The following is a 17,226-nucleotide window of genomic DNA, read 5'->3' as shown; positions in this document are numbered from 1 at the left end:
TGTATCGCCCGATCAATTAATAATTAACCTAAGTTAGACTAAAATATAAGAGAGGTCTTATTATGAAAAAAACACTTCTAGCAGTTGCAATCGGCGGTGCGATGTTTGCAACAAGTGCGGCGGCGGTAGATTTCCACGGTTATGCCCGTTCCGGTATCGGTTGGACATCCGGCGGCGGTGAACAAACGGCACTTAAAGTGAATGGCGGCGGTTCTAAATACCGTTTAGGTAACGAAACGGAGACTTATGCCGAATTCAAATTAGGTCAGGAATTATTTAAAGACGGCAATAAATCAATCTATTTAGATTCTAATATTGCTTATTCTATTGACCAACAGGTTGACTGGGAAGCAACAGACCCTGCATTCCGCGAAATTAACGTTCAGTTCAAAAACTTCGCCGAAGATTTATTACCTGGCGCAACATTATGGGCGGGTAAACGCTTCTACCAACGTCATGACGTGCATATGAACGACTTCTACTACTGGGATATTTCAGGTCCTGGTGCAGGGGTTGAAAATATTGATTTAGGTTTCGGTAAATTATCTTTAGCGGTGACCCGTAATACGGAAGGCGGCGGTACTGCGACTTACGGTCAGGACAAAGTTTATTACATCGATAATAACGGTCAGATTCAGTATAGATATGAAGATCGTAAAGCGGACGTTTACAACGATGTATTTGATATTCGTTTAGCGGAACTGAACGTAAATCCTAACGGTAAACTGGAAATCGGTTTTGATTACGGTAATGCGCATACGAAAAACGGCTATCATCTGGAACCGGGCGCAAGTAAAAACGGTTATATGATAACTCTTGAACATACGCAAGGTGAATTCTTTGGTGGTTTTAATAAATTTGTTGCACAATATGCAACCGATTCTATGACTTCGTGGAATACCGGTCATTCACAAGGCGGTTCTGTTAATAACAACGGTGATATGCTTCGTTTGATTGACCATGGTGTGGTTCAATTCAGCCCGAAAGTTGAAATGATGTATGCCCTAATCTACGAAAAAACAGATTTAGACAATAACCAAGGTAAAACCTGGTATTCCGCAGGTATCCGTCCAATGTATAAATGGAATAAAACTATGAGTACATTGCTTGAAGTAGGTTATGACCGTATTAAAGAACAATCATCAGGCAAGAAAAATGATTTAGCCAAAGTAACGCTTGCACAACAATGGCAAGCGGGCGACAGCATTTGGGCGCGTCCTGCAATCCGTGTGTTCGGTACTTACGGCCACTGGAACGACAAATTCAACATTACAGACCGTACAAATGCCGGTTACAAAGCAAAAGATGCTGAATTTGTGGCGGGCGTACAATTCGAAGCATGGTGGTAGAATCCGCTTAATGAGGATAGTTACCGTAGGGTGGGCTTGCCAGCCCACCGTTTAAGCACATAAAAGTGCGGTCATTTTTTGAGGTTTTTTTGGTGGACAGGGACGTCCTCCTTAACCTCCTGCGGTTACGATTTAAATATTTGATTTACTGTAATATTTTTCGACGTTTTTTAGAGGTTAATATGAAAAAAACACTAATTTCAACCGCACTTTTATTGGCTAATATGTTTGTTGTTTTGCCCGGTATCGCAAATAGTTCGGCAGGTACGCCCGTTCATATTAACTCAACGGGCATTAGCGCAAATTCAATGGCAAGACGTGCCGTTTTCTCAAACCGTCAAAACAACCTTAACGGAACAACAAAAACAGGCGTTTACCGCACAATTTGCCGGTATTGCAAGCCCGGTGGCGGCTTACCGTATTCCTGCCAATCAAGGCACATTGGAAATTGAAATTGAAAGCCCGGTTATAGATCAAACCTTATTCGTACCGACCGCAGTAGTATTGGACGGTAACTTTAATGTAGCGGCGACTTATCCTTCCTCCTCATTTAAATTACAGGAAGAAGGTGGGTTAAAAGGCAACCGTTTAAGCGCGGAACTTAATTTAACCCCCGCTATGAATCAGGATTATATTTACCTGTTGATTTACACTACCCAACAGGATTTAGCTAAAACCACAATGATGCCGCACCCGGCCAAAGTTTATGCAAAAGCTACAGGCAGACAGCCGCCGGCGATTAACGATATTGAAGTGGCACACAGCCTAAACGGGCAAGTTCAAATTAATGTATCAAGTGCAAACGGCACTAAATTTATCGGCTTACCGACAGAAATTTTCAGTTCTAACAAGGCTTCCACTCCGGTAGGCAAACCGGCGGCTTCGCCGGCAACCGCCGCGCAAAATCCAAATGCCGTAGTTACCGTCGTGGATAAAGATACCGAAGCCTATTTCAATCAAGCGGTAACCAAAGCGCTGAAAGCGAAAGACGTAAACAAAGCGCTGAATTTAGTTAACGAGGCGGAAAAACTAGGACTAAAATCACCTCGTCAAATTTTCTTAAAAAATGTGAATTCTAATTGATCCTCTAATTGTCTTTTTCATATTGGTATTATCTTCGCCACCGTTTATTTTGCGGTGGCTTTTTTCTTGTTAAGTTTTATACTGAAATCCGATTATTATTAGAGTCTGTTTATAAAAGATAAACAGCTCCCAAATACAGGAATAATAAATTGATAGACTTACACAATATTCGTAATGAATACAGCCAACAGGCGTTATCGGAAAAACAATGCGATGACGACCCGTTAAAGCAGCTGGAAAAATGGTTAAATGAAGCCATTCAGGCGAAAGTAAACGAACCTACGGCAATGAATGTGGCAACAGTCGGAGAAAACGGCAAGCCAAGCAGCCGGGTGGTTTTGTTAAAAGAAGTTAATGAGCGGGGATTGGTTTTTTTCACCAATTATCACAGCCATAAGGGGCGGGATTTGGCGGTAAATCCCTTTGCCGCGGTGAATTTGTTTTGGGCGGAATTACAGCGCCAGGTCAGGGTAGAAGGGCGAGTAGAGCGGATTTCCCCGCAGGCTTCCGACGAATATTTCGCCAGCCGGCCTTATACAAGCCGAATCGGTGCATGGGCAAGCGAACAAAGTGCGGTTATTTCCGGTAAAAATTCATTGCTGACCAAAGCCGCCTTGATCGCGGCAAAACATCCGTTGCAGGTTCCCCGTCCGCCTCATTGGGGCGGTTATATTGTGATCCCCGAATTAATCGAGTTTTGGCAGGGGCGTCCAAGCCGTTTGCATGATCGCATTCGTTATCGTTTAGAAAAGGGCGAATGGGTCCGGGAACGTCTATCTCCTTAGACATAACAAATAGGAATCGCAAAATTTTCCAGAATCCCGTTCTACAAACCCGCGGTAAATGGTAAACTACCGACAATTTTTTAATTTAAAAAATAATAGGAATCCAATTATAATGCGTACAAGCAAATATCTTTTCTCAACCCTCAAAGAAACCCCGAACGACGCCCAAGTGGTGAGCCATCAATTAATGTTACGTGCGGGTATGATTCGTCCGATGGCTTCAGGTTTGTATAACTGGTTGCCCAGCGGGATTCGCGTATTAGAAAAAGTCAAAAATATTATCCGTGAAGAAATGAACAAAAGCGGTGCTATCGAAGTATTAATGCCGGTGGTGCAACCCGCGGAATTATGGCAGGAATCCGGTCGCTGGGAGCAATACGGCCTGGAATTATTGCGTTTTAACGACCGCGGCAATCGTGATTTCGTATTAGGCCCGACCCATGAAGAAGTGATTACGGATTTGGTACGCCGCGAAGTGAGTTCATACAAACAACTGCCGTTAAATTTATACCAAATTCAAACCAAGTTCCGCGATGAGGTGCGCCCTCGTTTCGGTGTTATGCGTTCGCGGGAATTTATTATGAAAGATGCCTATTCTTTCCACACCACTAAAGAATCCTTGCAAGCAACCTATGATGTAATGTATCAGACTTATAGCAATATTTTTACCCGTTTAGGTTTGGATTTCCGTGCGGTTCAGGCGGATACCGGTTCAATCGGCGGTTCAGCTTCTCATGAATTTCAGGTATTGGCTTCCAGCGGCGAAGATGATGTGGTGTTCTCAACGGAATCCGATTATGCGGCGAATATTGAACTCGCCGAAGCCATTGCGGTGGGCGAACGCGCGCAGCCCGGCGCCGCAATGCAGTTGGTAGATACGCCGAATGCGAAAACCATTGCGGAGTTAGTGGAGCAATTTAATTTACCGATTGAAAAAACGGTGAAAACCTTAATCGTTAAAGGCGCAACGGAAGAGCAGCCTTTAGTTGCGTTAATCATTCGCGGCGACCACGATTTGAATGAAATCAAAGCGGAAAAACTACCGGAAGTGGCGTCCCCGTTTGAATTTGCCGATGAAGCGGACATTAAAGCAAAAATCGGTGCGGGCGTGGGCTCGTTAGGCCCGGTCAATCTGAATATTCCCGTTATTATTGACCGTTCGGTAGCGCTTATGAGCGATTTCGGCGCCGGTGCGAATATTGACGGTAAGCATTATTTCAACATCAACTGGGAACGTGATGTAGCTTTGCCTAAGATTGCGGATTTACGCAATGTGGTTGAGGGCGATCCAAGTCCGGACGGCAAAGGCACGTTACTAATTAAACGCGGTATTGAAGTGGGGCATATTTTCCAATTAGGTCAGAAATATTCGGAAGCGATGAATGCCACTGTACAAGGCGAAGACGGCAAACCGCTGGTGATGACTATGGGTTGTTACGGTATCGGGGTAACCCGCGTGGTGGCGTCGGCGATTGAACAACATCATGACGAGCGCGGTATTATTTGGCCAAGTGATGCCATTGCGCCGTTTACCGTGGCGATTGTGCCGATGAATATGCACAAATCGGAAAGCGTTCAGGCTTATGCGGAAGAGCTTTATCAAACCTTGCTTGCCCAAGGCGTAGAAGTTATTTTTGATGATCGCAAAGAACGCCCGGGCGTGATGTTTGCGGATATGGAATTAATCGGTGTGCCGCACATGGTGATTATCGGCGAGAAAAATCTGGAGAACGGCGAAATCGAATATAAAAACCGCCGCACGAGTGAAAAACAGATGATTGCCAAAGATCAATTGCTGGATTTTTTAAAAGCGAACGTAAACGTTTAATGTATCCCGGCATAAAAGTGCGGTGAAAATTTTGCAAATTTTTGACCGCACTTTTAGTTAAATCAATAAGGAGTAAATTATGATCGCAGTTTATGCAATAGCAAAAGTGAAAGCGGATAAAATTACCGCATTTGAAGATGTGGTTAAAGAATTAGTGGCGAAATCCCGCGGGGATCAGGGCTGTATATCTTATGCCTGCGGTTCGGTTCAGGGCAAAGAAAATACTTATACCTTTATTGAACAATGGCAGTCTATGGAAGATTTGAAACTTCATACGCAACAGCCGCATTTTATTGAAGCCGGTGCAAAATTTGCGGATATTTTATCTGCCGAATTAGAAATTAATGTGGTGGATTATCTTGCTTAAAAGTGCGGTAAATTTTTATGAAGAAAAAGGCTTGAACAATATTCAAGCCTTTTGTTTTGGTATTCAACTTAAAATTAGTCGTTTGCGTTGAATTCGTCCAAGCCGTCGCCTACAACACCTGATAATGTGTAAACGCGTTTAGTGGCAGAGATACGGGAACGGTATTTGTTCCAGGTTTTTTCGAAAAATGTTGCGGCAGGGCGTTCACCACGGCAGAAAGAAACAAATAATTCTTCCTCATCGGTTACAGGCGCACGTTCACCGGAATCTAATGCTTTAAACGCTTGACCGTATTGTTCAAGAGCTTGCGATTCTTTAATTGTGTAGTCACCGTGACGTGCAAAACCTCGTGGGTAATTTTTGTCGTCGAAGAAACGACGTTCAACGCTAAAACTTTCAGCCATAATATCCTCTCTGTCTGTACTTTAAAAAAGTGGCAGGCATTAAACCACTTTTTTGCCTTTTTGCAAATAATTATTTGCTTAATAATTCATTTACCGTGTCAACATAGTCTTGTACGAAATTATCATGGGATAATCCTTCCATATTGATATGGAATTTATTATTCACATAAAAATCCGGTACGCCGCGGACTTTAAATTGTTCGGCAAGATTAGTTTGTTTATTGACTAACGCAGTCACTGCGAAACTGTTAATGCTGCCGTCGAATTGTTCTGCGGTAACGCCGTTATCAATGAAAATTTGGCGAATGTCGTCCATAGAACGAAGACTATTAGCTTGAGCGGCTTTGAATAATGGCGCTCTTATTTTATCTTCAGCGCCGATTGCCATGGCTAACGCCCAGGCTCTGGTTAGGTTTTCACCCTGGCTGCCTAAGAAATTAACATGATATTGTTTGAATGAGGCATTTGCAGGAATGGCTTGCTTGATTTTTTCCGGAATTTTGTATTGCATTTCAAAGGAATAACAATGCGGGCAGTAGAAGGAGAAAAATTCAACCACTTCAGGTTGTGCGGAATGTTCTAATGCCAATACTTCATATTGTTTGCCTTCGGTTAAATCCGCCGCCTGCACTTGGAAAGTCACGGTGGCTAAGGCTGCAAAACAAGCCAGAAACAATTTTTTCATACGATAAATCCTTAAAATAAAACGAAAATTATTTGATAATGCCACGCGCTTTTAAAATGGCGGTTTTAAAGTCTTCTTCATAATCTTTTTTAATGCCCGGAATCGGTTCCAGTTTGTCCGTGCCGTGCATTTTCAGATGATAAATAATCACTTCGTCGGATAATTCCGCCAGCGGTTTTTCAAAGCCCGCTTCGTCGGCGATTTTTTGCAGAATCTGAATTAAATTTAAATCCGAATCTTTCGACCAGTAAGGCTGAAGAAGCTCTAAGACTTCATTAAGACGATGACATTTCATAAAGTTTTCCTTATTATCCTAATAAATAAAAAAAGATGGTGCGAATCATACTTGAATTAAGAGCGGTTGACAATTTATGACGATAACAATTAGCGCAGTAATTTTAGCGGGCGGACTCGGTCGACGTATGGGCGGGGTGGATAAAGGCTTGCAATTTTGGCGGGGTAAGCCCTTAATTGAGACCGTTTATCAGCGTCTTCACCGTCAAATTGAGCGGATTTCCATTAATGCGAACCGTAACCGGGAAATTTATGCCCGCTTTGGCGTGCCGGTGTTTAGCGATAGACTTGCTGGCTTTCAAGGTCCGTTGAGCGGAATATTGACCGCATTGGAACGGGCGACCACCGATTATGTGTTATTTGTGCCCTGTGATTGTCCTAATTTTCCGTTGAATTTATTGGAAAAACTAAAAAGTGCGGTGGAATTTTCGCAAATTTCGTTGGCTTATGCCCACGACGGCGAACGTGATCATCCGACTTTTTGTTTGGTTTCTACCCAATTAAAAAACGCATTGGCGGATTATCTCGCCGGCGGAGAACGTCGGATGCTGTATTTTATGCAAATGCACGGTGCCGTAGCGGTAGATTTTAGTACGGAAAAACAAGGCTTTATCAATATCAATAATTTGGCGGATCTTAATTCGCCATAGTCGCAAAATAAAAAGCGCTACGTTTTTTCTAGAGAAGTTGGGTTAAGCATTATATAATTTCGTCATGATTTTTGATGAGATGAATAAGATGACAACACAAAACAGCCTGCCAATGCTGGGTATTACCGGTTATAGTGGCAGCGGCAAAACAACCCTATTGGAAAAACTAGTGCCGCAACTGACCGGATTGGGTATTCGTGTCGCGGTTATTAAGCATACTCATCATGATGTAAATATTGATAAACCGGGCAAAGACAGTTGGCGTATGAAAGAAGCGGGCGCAAGTCAAGTGATTATGACCTGTGACCGGCGCTGGGCTATTATGACGGAAACCCGACAACCGGTATCGTTAAGCTATTTAGCCGGTCAATTTGACAGCGCATTAACGGATTTAGTGCTGGTGGAAGGCTTTAAGCAGGAACCTATTGCGAAGATTTTGTTACACCGCAAAGGAATGGAAAAAACGTTACCCGAATTAGATGAGTATGTTATCGCCACCGCAACGGATTATCCGCTCGTTCAAAACCTGCCGGATTTAAATATTAATGATGTTCCCGCCGTCGCACGGTTTATTCAACGTTGGTATGAAGAAAAGTGCGGTCAAAAAAACGAAAATTTTGCTAAATAAAGTGAGAAAGTAATTCGGGAAGTATTATGGCAAGTGGTGAAGCAAATTATCGTTCTTTAGCATGGATTGCGGCAAGCGCCTTGTTTATGCAATCTTTGGACGCCACCATCTTAAATACGGCATTGCCGACCATTGCCGCGGATCTTCATCATTCTCCCTTAGAAATGCAGTTAGCGGTGATTAGCTATGCGTTGACTGTGGCATTGTTTATTCCTATTAGCGGCTGGGTCGCCGATAAATACGGCACCTTGCGGGTCTTTCGTTTTGCCGTCGGTATGTTTGCGCTGGGTTCTTTAGCCTGTGCGATGTCTTCTTCTTTAATTATGCTGATTTTTTCCCGAGTGTTACAGGGCTTTGGCGGCGCATTAATGATGCCGGTTGCACGACTTTCGATTATTCGCAGCGTGCCGAAACAGGAGTTATTGCCGGTCTGGAATTTAATGGCGACCGCCGGTTTAACCGGTCCTATTCTTGGCCCGATTTTAGGCGGCTGGATCGTGACTTATACCAGTTGGCATTGGATTTTTTTAATTAATATTCCTATGAGTTTGTTGGGTATTTGGCTGGCGAACCGTTACATGCCGAATGTAACGGGCAGTTTGCAAAAACTTGACTGGGCGGGATTTTTCTTTCTGGGCGGCGGTTTAGTCGGCGTAACTTTAGGTTTTGATCTCATCAGCGAAGAATTTATTGCTAAATGGCAGGCTACGGTTATCGTTATTTTAGGGGTGATTTTAATTATTACTTATTGTTTTCATGCCCAAAAACGCGAACGGCTGGCATTGTTGCCTTTATCATTGTTTAAAATCCGTACCTTTCGGGTCGGCATTATGGCAAATATGCTGATTCGCCTTTGCGCTTCGGGTATTCCCTTCCTGTTGCCGTTGATGTATCAGGTGGTTTTTCATTATAGCGCGGATAAAGCGGGGATGTTGATTGCGCCGATTGCGCTGAGTTCGATGTTAGTCAAACCTTTGTGCGGACGTATTTTAACCAAACTCGGATACCGTACTGCGTTAATTAGCGCCTCAATTGTATTAACTCTGTCTATTGCCGTCATGTCATTTTTACACATCGACAGCCCTGTTTGGATATTAATTGTTAACGTGGCGCTTTATGGCGGTTGCATTTCTATTGTGTTTACGGCGGTAAATACATTAACGATTAGCGAGTTAAGCGACCAGGACGCCAGTGCCGGTTCGACGTTTTTAAGTGTTGTACAGCAAGTGGGCATCGGTTTGGGAATTGCGGTTTCCGCTTTGATTTTAAGCCTTTATCGTTATTTTATCGGTGAAAGTGCGGTGCAATTGCAACAAGCTTTCGGCTATACCTATTTAACTTCGGCGAGTTTCGGCGTTTTGTTAGTGCTTGTTCTGAGCGGATTAAAAAAGGAAGACGGTGCGCATTTACATAAGTAATAGTTATAATAAATAATGATTGATTATTTACTTTATGATTGGTTTAGTTCTATCTTAGAACTATCTGTCCCCTGTAAAGAGAGGAAACTCTATGAAATTAACAACTAAATTTACTCTTGCGGCATTGGTATTATCCGCAATCGGCTTTGTTCAAGCGGCGGAAACCACCTTTATAAACTGTACCAGTCGCGCACCTACGGGCTTCAGCCCGGCGCTTGTGATGGACGGTATTTCTTATAATGCCAGTTCTCAGCAGGTTTATAACCGTTTAGTCGAGTTTAAACGCGGCAGCGTAGATATTGAACCGGGATTAGCGGAAAGCTGGGATATCAGCGATGACGGTTTAACTTATACTTTTCATTTGCGTAAAGGCGTTAAATTTCATGCAAATAAAGAATTTACGCCTACCCGTGAATTTAATGCGGACGATGTAATCTTTTCATTCCAACGTCAATTAGATTCGAATCATCCTTATCACAAGGTCTCAAACGGAACTTATCCGTATTTCAATTCAATGAAATTTCCAAGTTTGTTGAAATCTGTGGAAAAACTGAATGATCATCAGGTCAGAATTACCTTAACCCGCAAAGATGCGACCTTTCTTGCCAGCTTAGGGATGGATTTTTTATCCATTTATTCGGCGGAATATGCCGATAAAATGATGCGGGCGGGCAAACCGGAAACTATTGATAATCAGCCGATTGGTACAGGTCCTTTTGTTTTTGCCGGCTATCAGGTGGATAAAGCGGTTCGTTTTGTGGCAAACAAAGACTACTGGAAAGGTAAAGCCGCTATTGACCGTTTGGTTTTCAGCATTACGCCTGATGCGGGTACACGTTATGCCAAATTACAACAAGGCGCCTGTGATTTAGCGGAGTTTCCGAATACCGCGGATATTGAACGCATGAAAGCGGACAAGCGTATTCAAATGCCGTCACAGGAAAGTTTGAATGTGGCCTATATCGCCTTTAATACGGAAAAAGCGCCGTTTGATAATGTAAAAGTGCGCCAGGCATTAAATTATGCGGTGGACAAAAACACTATCCTAAATGCGGTATATCAAGGTGCGGGTATTGCCGCCAAGAATCCGCTGCCGCCGACCATTTGGGGTTATAACGATCAGGTTCAGCCTTATGAATATAATCCGGAAAAGGCAAAACAACTTTTAGCGGAAGCCGGTTTCCCGAACGGGTTTGAAACGGAGCTTTGGGTTCAGCCGGTGGTGCGTAATTCAAATCCTAATCCTCGTCGAATGTCTGAATTAGTACAAAGCGATTGGGAAAAAGTCGGCGTAAAAGCCAAATTAGTCAGCTATGAATGGGGCGATTACATTAAACGGGCGAAGGCCGGCGAATTAACCGCGGGAACCTTTGGCTGGTCAGGTGATAACGGTGACCCCGATAATTTTTTATCACCGTTATTAGCCGGCGTTAATGCGGGTAACAGCAACTATGCCCGTTGGAAAAATGCCGAGTTTGACGCTTTGTTGGATAAAGCCATCGGCTTAACGGACAAAGCGCAACGTGCGGCACTTTATAAACAAGCGCAAGTTATCGCACACGATCAGGCTCCTTGGATCCCAATGGCTCACGCAGTAACTTATGCGCCGTTAAGCGCCCGGGTTCGCGATTTCAAACAAAGCCCGTTCGGTTATACATCCTTCTACGGTGTACGGGTCGAAGATAAGAAATAACTTTCAACTAATAAAAATCCCTGTTAAAAACTGCGGTCAAAATTTTGTGATTTTTGACCGCAGTTTTATTTGATAGAAGTGATGGACTGGCATCCGTTTATAACGAAATAATATTTCGATATTCATCAAAAAATTCCAAAATTTCAACCGCACTTTTTTATTCTTCAACAAAGTGTAATGCGGTTTCCAGAATCTCGATACCGGCGCCCGTTTTATGTGCATTCTCGCTCAAAAGCCGGCGCCATTGGCGCGCACCTTTGCAGTTTTGGAATGCGCCGAGCATATGGCGGACAATATGATTTAAATGTACGCCTCGGCTTAATTGCCGTTCAATATAAGGGAACATCTTTTCCACCGCTTCGCGAGGTGTGACGATAGGTGCGTTAAGGTCAAATAACGCCCGATCGATTTGTCCTAACAGGGCGGGGTTCTGATAAGCTTCCCGCCCTACCATCACGCCGTCAACATATTGTAAATGTGCGGTCATTTCTTCGATAGTTTTTATACCGCCGTTAATGCTAATACTAAGTTGCGGAAAATCGCGTTTCAGCTGATAAACACGGTTATAATCCAGCGGCGGAATTTCGCGGTTTTCTTTCGGACTTAAACCCGAAAGCCAGGCTTTACGGGCATGCACGATAAATTCATTGCAGCCTTTGCTATGCACTTTTTGAATGAAATCACAAAGGAATTGGTAACTGTCCAGATTATCAATACCGATCCGGGTTTTCACCGTAACGGGGATTTCTACCTCAGCCTGCATTTTTTCCACACATTCGGCGACCAAATCGGCTTTCGCCATTAAACAGGCGCCGAACATGCCGTTTTGTACGCGATCGGAAGGGCAGCCCACATTTAAATTGATTTCCGTATAACCCCGTTGTTCAGCCAGTTTTGCGCAATGTTGTAATTGTTCCGGATCGCTGCCGCCCAATTGCAAGGCAACGGGATTTTCCGCCGGATCAAATTCCAAATGATCGTATTTGGCATGAATAATTGCCGGTGCGGTCACCATTTCGGTATAAAGTAATGCATGGCGGCTGAATTGGCGATGAAAATAACGGCAGTGACGCGTTGTCCAGTCAAGCATCGGCGCAACGGAAAAGCGTCCTCGATAAAAGTGCGGTTGATTTTGGTTCATTTTTCTACTTTCTTAAATTTGGCTGATTAGGATCTGTCTATAAAAGATAAACAGATTCTAGGGATTCACATCATTGTTTTTCAGTTTGCTTTCTTCCTGAACCCGCTGGCGAAAGCGTGCCGCTCCTAAATGATAAAAGGGTTTCGGATTAATCTGACGTGAAATAAAGCTCGCTACAATACAGCCAATCAATGCCCAAATCAAGACCGGTTGACTGCCGGTCATTTCCATAACCACCACGCTGGCGGTTACGGGGGATTGGGTGGCGCCGGCTAAAAAGCCCGACATACAAAGCAACACCAATAAGCGAGGGTCAATTAAATCACCGGCATAAGCGGCGATTTGCGAACCTATACCGGCGCCGATAGTCAGCGACGGTGTGAAAATACCGCCCGCTATGCCGGTCCAATAAGTGGCGACAGTGGCGGCAAGTTTAGCAATGCCCACCGATTCCGGCTGTAATAATTCTCCGCTTAATGCCTGAGTAACCACATGATAACCGGTTCCGTAGGTTTGCCCTTTTGTATAGGAACCGAGTGCCGCCAACATTAGACCGAGAAGTAAAGCCGTATAAATCGGATGGCGGCGCACCCAACCGCGGATTTTTGCAGGCGAAACGCCGGCGGCGCCTTTCGCTAATAACCGGGCAAAAACGCCGCCGAAAAAACCGCAGATCACACCACATAAAATAACCCATAAATAAATGTATTGTGAGGAATAAGCGCCCTGATATTGCGGAAAATAGGGATTATTTCCTTCAATGGCAACTAAAATAAAACCGGCGGCTAACACACCGAGCAATATCCGACGTTCCCAGCGCAAAACAAAGCCTCTGCCGAGTTCCTCAATTGCGAAAATAACACCCGCCAGCGGCGCGTTAAATGCCGCCGCCAAACCGCCGCCGGCACCCGCCGCTATTAATTCGTTTGCGCTTAATCCTCTAAAGGCAAAATTATGTTTACGGCAAAAATTGCCCCAGGCTAACATAACCGCGGCCCCTACTTGGACGGAAGGCCCTTCGCGCCCGACGGAAGCGCCTATTAGCATGGCTAAAAATGTAAGCGGGATTTTCCATAACGTTTGCCAGAACTCCACCAAACGATTTTTATTCTTACCATGAGGTAAGCTGATAGCTGCAATAACCTGCGGAATTCCGCTGCCGCCAACATAAGGCGTGAATTTTGCCGTAAACCAGCTGAGTGCGGCTAATCCTAAAGGCAGAATAAACCAAACTGCGAGAGGATAGTGAGCGGACCATCGGGCATTCCATTGCAAGCCGAGATCGGAAAGCTTAGCAAACGCTAACGAAAATAGCGCTACCAACGCGGCTCCTGATAATAAGCAGATAAATTCAATACTTTTATGGGAAATGCGGTGAGTTTGGCGCAATTTTTTATGAATAATAAAACCGAGCCGGGTTTTAAAATGTTTTAAATTGAACATAAGGTATGACTAAAGTTAATTTTTTGATAATTATACCCGGAATAGGGTAATCCGTTCATCGTTGAAAGTATTATTTTCTTGTGAACTAGATCAAAAAACGAATAAACGGGGTTTGTGATTGCAACTATAAAGCGCATAATTAAAAAGAATTCTTCAAACTTTAAGGAGTTACCATGAAATTAACTAAACTTGCACTAACAATGAGCTTAGGTTTAGGCGTATCTTTTGCTAATGCGGCGGAATTACCTAATATTACGATTTTAGCAACGGGCGGTACAATCGCCGGTAGTGGTGCGACTTCGGTAAGTTCCTCATATAAAGCGGGGCAGTTAACCGTGCAAACCTTAATTGAAGCGGTGCCCGAAATGAAAGATCTCGCCAATATTACCGGTGAACAAGTGGTTAATATCGGTTCGCAGGATATGAGCGATGAGGTGTGGCTGAAACTGGCAAAAACCATTAATGCCAAATGTAACGAAACCGACGGTTTTGTGATTACGCACGGCACGGATACTATGGAAGAAACCGCCTATTTTCTGGATATGACGGTAAAATGTGAAAAACCGGTGGTATTAGTCGGGGCAATGCGTCCGGCAACCGAAAAAAGTGCCGACGGTCCGCTTAATTTATATAATGCCGTTGTGGTGGCGACGGACAAAAAATCCGCAGGGCGCGGCGTGTTAGTAGCGATGAATGATAAGGTTCTGGGTGCCAGAGATGTGACAAAAACAAGCACCACCGCGGTAGAAACGTTTAATTCGCCGAATTTCGGCAGCTTGGGTTATATCCATAACAGCAAAGTGGATTATGAACGTTCGCCGGAAAGTAAACATACGACCGCAACACCGTTTAATGTGGATAATTTAACTGCGTTACCTAAAGTCGGTATTGTTTACGCTTATTCCAATATGCCGACAGAACCGCTGAAAGCATTATTAGATGCGGGATATGAAGGCATTGTAACCGCCGGCGTCGGCAACGGTAATGTGAATCAGGCTAATTCCGCTATCCTGGAAAAAGCGGCGAAAGACGGTGTTGCCGTAGTGCGTTCTTCCCGTGTGCCGACCGGTTATACTACCCGTAACGGCGAAGTGGATGATAACGCCTTAGGGTTCGCCGCATCAGGCACCCTCAACCCGCAAAAAGCCAGAGTGTTATTGCAGCTTGCCTTAACGCAAACCAAGGATATTAACAAATCCAACAATATTTTGATGATTTCTAAATCGGGCAGATCAACATAAATAAAAATTGTCAAATTCCGACCGCACTTTTGAGTTTTAAAAGTGCGGTATTTTTTTGACGATTTTTGCAAAGCGGTAATTTGTCGTTATTATTAAATAAACGCTTGCAATATGTTTACAATTTGAGTAGAATTCGCTGGCTTTACACGTGAAAGCGTGAGAAAGACGTTCAATGTAATCATTTATTGAATGCGTGTTACGATATGTAACACATAACAATGTTCCCGATTTGGGAGCTAAATAGGTCTGCTGCACTTCCCTTTTATTTAAGAAGTTGAAAGGTGATGGTGTCAGTTTTTTATTAGCTAAAAATTATTGGAGCTCTGGTCTAATGCAGAACCAAAGAATCCGTATCCGCTTAAAAGCTTTTGATCATCGTTTGATCGATCAATCTACTGCGGAGATCGTAGAAACAGCTAAACGTACTGGTGCACAAGTTCGTGGTCCAATTCCTTTACCAACTCGTAAAGAACGTTTCACTGTATTGATTTCTCCACACGTGAACAAAGATGCACGTGACCAATATGAAATCCGTACTCACAAACGTTTAGTTGATATCGTTGAGCCAACAGAAAAAACTGTTGATGCATTAATGCGTTTAGATTTAGCTGCCGGCGTTGACGTGCAGATCAGCCTAGGTTAATTAAGAGGTTATTACAATGATTGGTTTAGTCGGTCGTAAAGTTGGTATGACTCGCATCTTCACTGAAGAAGGCGTTTCAATTCCAGTTACCGTTATCGAAATCGAAGCCAACCGTGTGACTCAAGTTAAAACTCTTGAAAACGATGGTTATTCTGCTGTTCAAGTTACTACTGGTTCGAAAAAAGCGAGCCGTGTAACTAAGCCAGAAGCAGGTCATTTCGTGAAAGCAGGTGTTGAAGCTGGTCGCGGTTTATGGGAATTTCGTACTGAAGGTGAAGAATTCACTTTAGGTCAAGAAATTAATGTTGACATCTTTGCGGATGTTAAAAAAGTTGATGTTACCGGTACATCTAAAGGTAAAGGTTTCCAAGGTGGTGTTAAACGTTGGAATTTCCGTACTCAAGATGCAACCCACGGTAACTCTTTATCACATCGTGTACTTGGTTCTATTGGTCAAAACCAAACTCCGGGTCGCGTGTTTAAAGGCAAAAAAATGGCAGGACACTTAGGTGCCGAACGTGTAACCGTTCAGTCACTGGAAGTTGTTCGTGTTGATGCTGAACGTAAATTATTATTAGTTAAAGGTGCCGTCCCTGGTGCGACTAATAGTGATGTTATCGTGAAACCGGCAGTTAAAGCATAAGTCTAGGAGATAGAGATGGAATTACAAGTTGTAGGTGCAAACGCACTAGCTGTTTCTGAAACTACCTTCGGACGTGAGTTCAATGAAGCGTTAATCCATCAAGTAGTTGTTGCGTATGCGGCAGGTGCTCGTCAAGGTTCGCGCGCTCAAAAAACTCGTGCTGAAGTGTCTGGTTCAGGTAAAAAACCTTGGCGTCAAAAAGGTACAGGCCGTGCCCGTTCCGGTGATATTAAATCACCAATCTGGCGTTCAGGCGGTATCACTTTTGCTGCGAAACCACAAGATCACAGCCAAAAAGTGAACAAAAAAATGTACCGTGGTGCAATCAAAAGCATTCTTTCAGAATTAGTTCGTCAAGACCGTTTGGTTGTGGTGGATAAATTCGAAATTGACGCACCAAAAACTAAAGTTTTAGTTCAAAAATTAAAAGATTTAGCACTTGAAGATGTGTTAATCATCACAGCAAGTTTAGATGAAAATCTATTCTTAGCGGCGCGTAACTTATATAAAGTTGACGTTCGTGATGTTCAAGGTATCGACCCTGTAAGCTTAATTGCTTTCAATAAAGTGGTTGTTACAGTTGATGCTGTGAAACAAATTGAGGAGATGTTAGCGTGAGTCAACAAGAACGTTTGTTAAAAGTGCTTAAAGCACCGCATATCTCTGAGAAAGCAACAAATAACGCTGAGAAGTCTAACACTATCGTTTTCAAAGTAGCATTAGATGCTAATAAAGTTGAAATTGCTAATGCAGTTGCTCAATTATTTGAAGTGAAAGTGGATTCTGTTCGTACCGTTGTAGTTAAAGGTAAAACTAAACGTCACGGTGCTAAAACAGGACGTCGCAGTGACTGGAAAAAAGCTTATGTAACCCTTGCCGAAGGCCAAGAATTGGACTTCGTTGAAGGCGCTGCAGAGTAATAACGGAGGAG

17 protein-coding genes and 2 pseudogenes are annotated in these 17,226 nt (G+C 43.5%); 14 read left to right on the top strand and 5 right to left on the bottom strand.

Going from position 1 to position 17,226, the window contains the following annotated elements:
* Positions 1–62: 62 nt before the first annotated feature.
* The 5 genes and pseudogenes from MS_RS09440 (at position 63) to MS_RS09420 (ending at position 5,412) form a co-directional block, all read left to right on the top strand.
* Positions 63–1,349: a maltoporin gene (locus MS_RS09440; RefSeq protein WP_011201221.1), complete on the top strand. Its 1,287-nt coding sequence runs from the start codon at positions 63–65 to the stop codon at positions 1,347–1,349.
* Between the two features lie 182 nt (positions 1,350–1,531).
* A pseudogene (gene malM, locus MS_RS09435) lies at positions 1,532–2,432 on the top strand (maltose operon protein MalM).
* A gap of 152 nt (positions 2,433–2,584) precedes the next feature.
* The gene (gene pdxH / locus MS_RS09430) at positions 2,585–3,217 is read left to right on the top strand and encodes a pyridoxamine 5'-phosphate oxidase (protein ID WP_041640254.1); all 633 of its coding nucleotides are present in this window, start codon (positions 2,585–2,587) and stop codon (positions 3,215–3,217) included.
* A gap of 112 nt (positions 3,218–3,329) precedes the next feature.
* Positions 3,330–5,045: a proline--tRNA ligase gene (proS, locus tag MS_RS09425; protein ID WP_011201218.1), complete on the top strand. Its 1,716-nt coding sequence runs from the start codon at positions 3,330–3,332 to the stop codon at positions 5,043–5,045.
* A gap of 79 nt (positions 5,046–5,124) precedes the next feature.
* Positions 5,125–5,412: a putative quinol monooxygenase gene (locus tag MS_RS09420; RefSeq protein ID WP_011201217.1), complete on the top strand. Its 288-nt coding sequence runs from the start codon at positions 5,125–5,127 to the stop codon at positions 5,410–5,412.
* Between the two features lie 74 nt (positions 5,413–5,486).
* Here MS_RS09420 and MS_RS09415 read toward each other — a convergent pair whose 3' ends face one another.
* From MS_RS09415 to MS_RS09405, 3 genes are all read right to left on the bottom strand, one after another.
* On the bottom strand, positions 5,487–5,816 hold the full coding sequence (locus tag MS_RS09415) for a DUF413 domain-containing protein (RefSeq protein ID WP_011201215.1): 330 nt from the start codon (positions 5,814–5,816) through the stop codon (positions 5,487–5,489).
* A gap of 70 nt (positions 5,817–5,886) precedes the next feature.
* Positions 5,887–6,501, bottom strand: coding sequence for a thiol:disulfide interchange protein DsbA (gene dsbA / locus MS_RS09410; protein ID WP_041640055.1), 615 nt, complete (start codon positions 6,499–6,501; stop codon positions 5,887–5,889).
* 28 nt (positions 6,502–6,529) lie between these two features.
* The gene (locus MS_RS09405) at positions 6,530–6,796 is read right to left on the bottom strand and encodes a YihD family protein (protein WP_011201213.1); all 267 of its coding nucleotides are present in this window, start codon (positions 6,794–6,796) and stop codon (positions 6,530–6,532) included.
* Between the two features lie 76 nt (positions 6,797–6,872).
* On the opposite strand from MS_RS09405, the gene mobA reads away from it, so the two are divergent.
* The 4 genes from mobA to MS_RS09385 all read left to right on the top strand — a co-directional run bounded on the left by mobA (position 6,873) and on the right by MS_RS09385 (position 11,184).
* Positions 6,873–7,445, top strand: coding sequence for a molybdenum cofactor guanylyltransferase MobA (gene mobA, locus MS_RS09400; protein ID WP_011201212.1), 573 nt, complete (start codon positions 6,873–6,875; stop codon positions 7,443–7,445).
* Between the two features lie 88 nt (positions 7,446–7,533).
* Complete coding sequence (gene mobB, locus MS_RS09395) at positions 7,534–8,073, top strand: molybdopterin-guanine dinucleotide biosynthesis protein MobB (protein WP_226977684.1); 540 nt, start codon at positions 7,534–7,536, stop codon at positions 8,071–8,073.
* 26 nt (positions 8,074–8,099) lie between these two features.
* The gene (locus tag MS_RS09390) at positions 8,100–9,491 is read left to right on the top strand and encodes a DHA2 family efflux MFS transporter permease subunit (RefSeq protein ID WP_011201209.1); all 1,392 of its coding nucleotides are present in this window, start codon (positions 8,100–8,102) and stop codon (positions 9,489–9,491) included.
* Positions 9,492–9,582: 91 nt separating this feature from the next.
* Positions 9,583–11,184 (top strand): ABC transporter substrate-binding protein, encoded by a 1,602-nt coding sequence (locus MS_RS09385; protein ID WP_011201208.1) that lies wholly within the window; start codon positions 9,583–9,585, stop codon positions 11,182–11,184.
* A gap of 157 nt (positions 11,185–11,341) precedes the next feature.
* On the opposite strand, the gene dusA is transcribed toward MS_RS09385, so the two are convergent.
* Together dusA and MS_RS09375 are read right to left on the bottom strand one after the other, a co-directional pair.
* The gene (gene dusA / locus MS_RS09380; protein ID WP_011201207.1) at positions 11,342–12,325 is read right to left on the bottom strand and encodes a tRNA dihydrouridine(20/20a) synthase DusA; all 984 of its coding nucleotides are present in this window, start codon (positions 12,323–12,325) and stop codon (positions 11,342–11,344) included.
* Positions 12,326–12,382: 57 nt separating this feature from the next.
* Positions 12,383–13,768 (bottom strand): chloride channel protein, encoded by a 1,386-nt coding sequence (locus MS_RS09375; protein ID WP_011201206.1) that lies wholly within the window; start codon positions 13,766–13,768, stop codon positions 12,383–12,385.
* A 173-nt stretch (positions 13,769–13,941) separates the two neighbouring features.
* On the opposite strand from MS_RS09375, the pseudogene ansB reads away from it, so the two are divergent.
* The 5 genes and pseudogenes from ansB to rplW all read left to right on the top strand — a co-directional run bounded on the left by ansB (position 13,942) and on the right by rplW (position 17,215).
* Positions 13,942–14,990: pseudogene (ansB, locus tag MS_RS09370) on the top strand (L-asparaginase 2).
* Positions 14,991–15,340: 350 nt separating this feature from the next.
* Positions 15,341–15,652 carry a 30S ribosomal protein S10 gene (gene rpsJ, locus MS_RS09365; protein ID WP_001181005.1) on the top strand — a complete coding sequence of 104 codons (312 nt, stop codon included), beginning with the start codon at positions 15,341–15,343 and terminating at the stop codon, positions 15,650–15,652.
* A gap of 16 nt (positions 15,653–15,668) precedes the next feature.
* The gene (gene rplC / locus MS_RS09360; RefSeq protein ID WP_011201204.1) at positions 15,669–16,295 is read left to right on the top strand and encodes a 50S ribosomal protein L3; all 627 of its coding nucleotides are present in this window, start codon (positions 15,669–15,671) and stop codon (positions 16,293–16,295) included.
* A 15-nt stretch (positions 16,296–16,310) separates the two neighbouring features.
* Complete coding sequence (gene rplD, locus MS_RS09355) at positions 16,311–16,913, top strand: 50S ribosomal protein L4 (RefSeq protein WP_011201203.1); 603 nt, start codon at positions 16,311–16,313, stop codon at positions 16,911–16,913.
* On the top strand, positions 16,910–17,215 hold the full coding sequence (gene rplW, locus MS_RS09350; RefSeq protein ID WP_011201202.1) for a 50S ribosomal protein L23: 306 nt from the start codon (positions 16,910–16,912) through the stop codon (positions 17,213–17,215). The genes rplD and rplW overlap by 4 nt, the downstream gene beginning before the upstream one ends.
* Positions 17,216–17,226 lie beyond the last annotated feature (11 nt).

This window comes from [Mannheimia] succiniciproducens MBEL55E (assembly GCF_000007745.1).
In the GTDB taxonomy this organism is placed as follows: Bacteria; Pseudomonadota; Gammaproteobacteria; order Enterobacterales; family Pasteurellaceae; genus Basfia; species Basfia succiniciproducens.
This window is presented reverse-complemented; position numbering and strand designations above follow the sequence as displayed.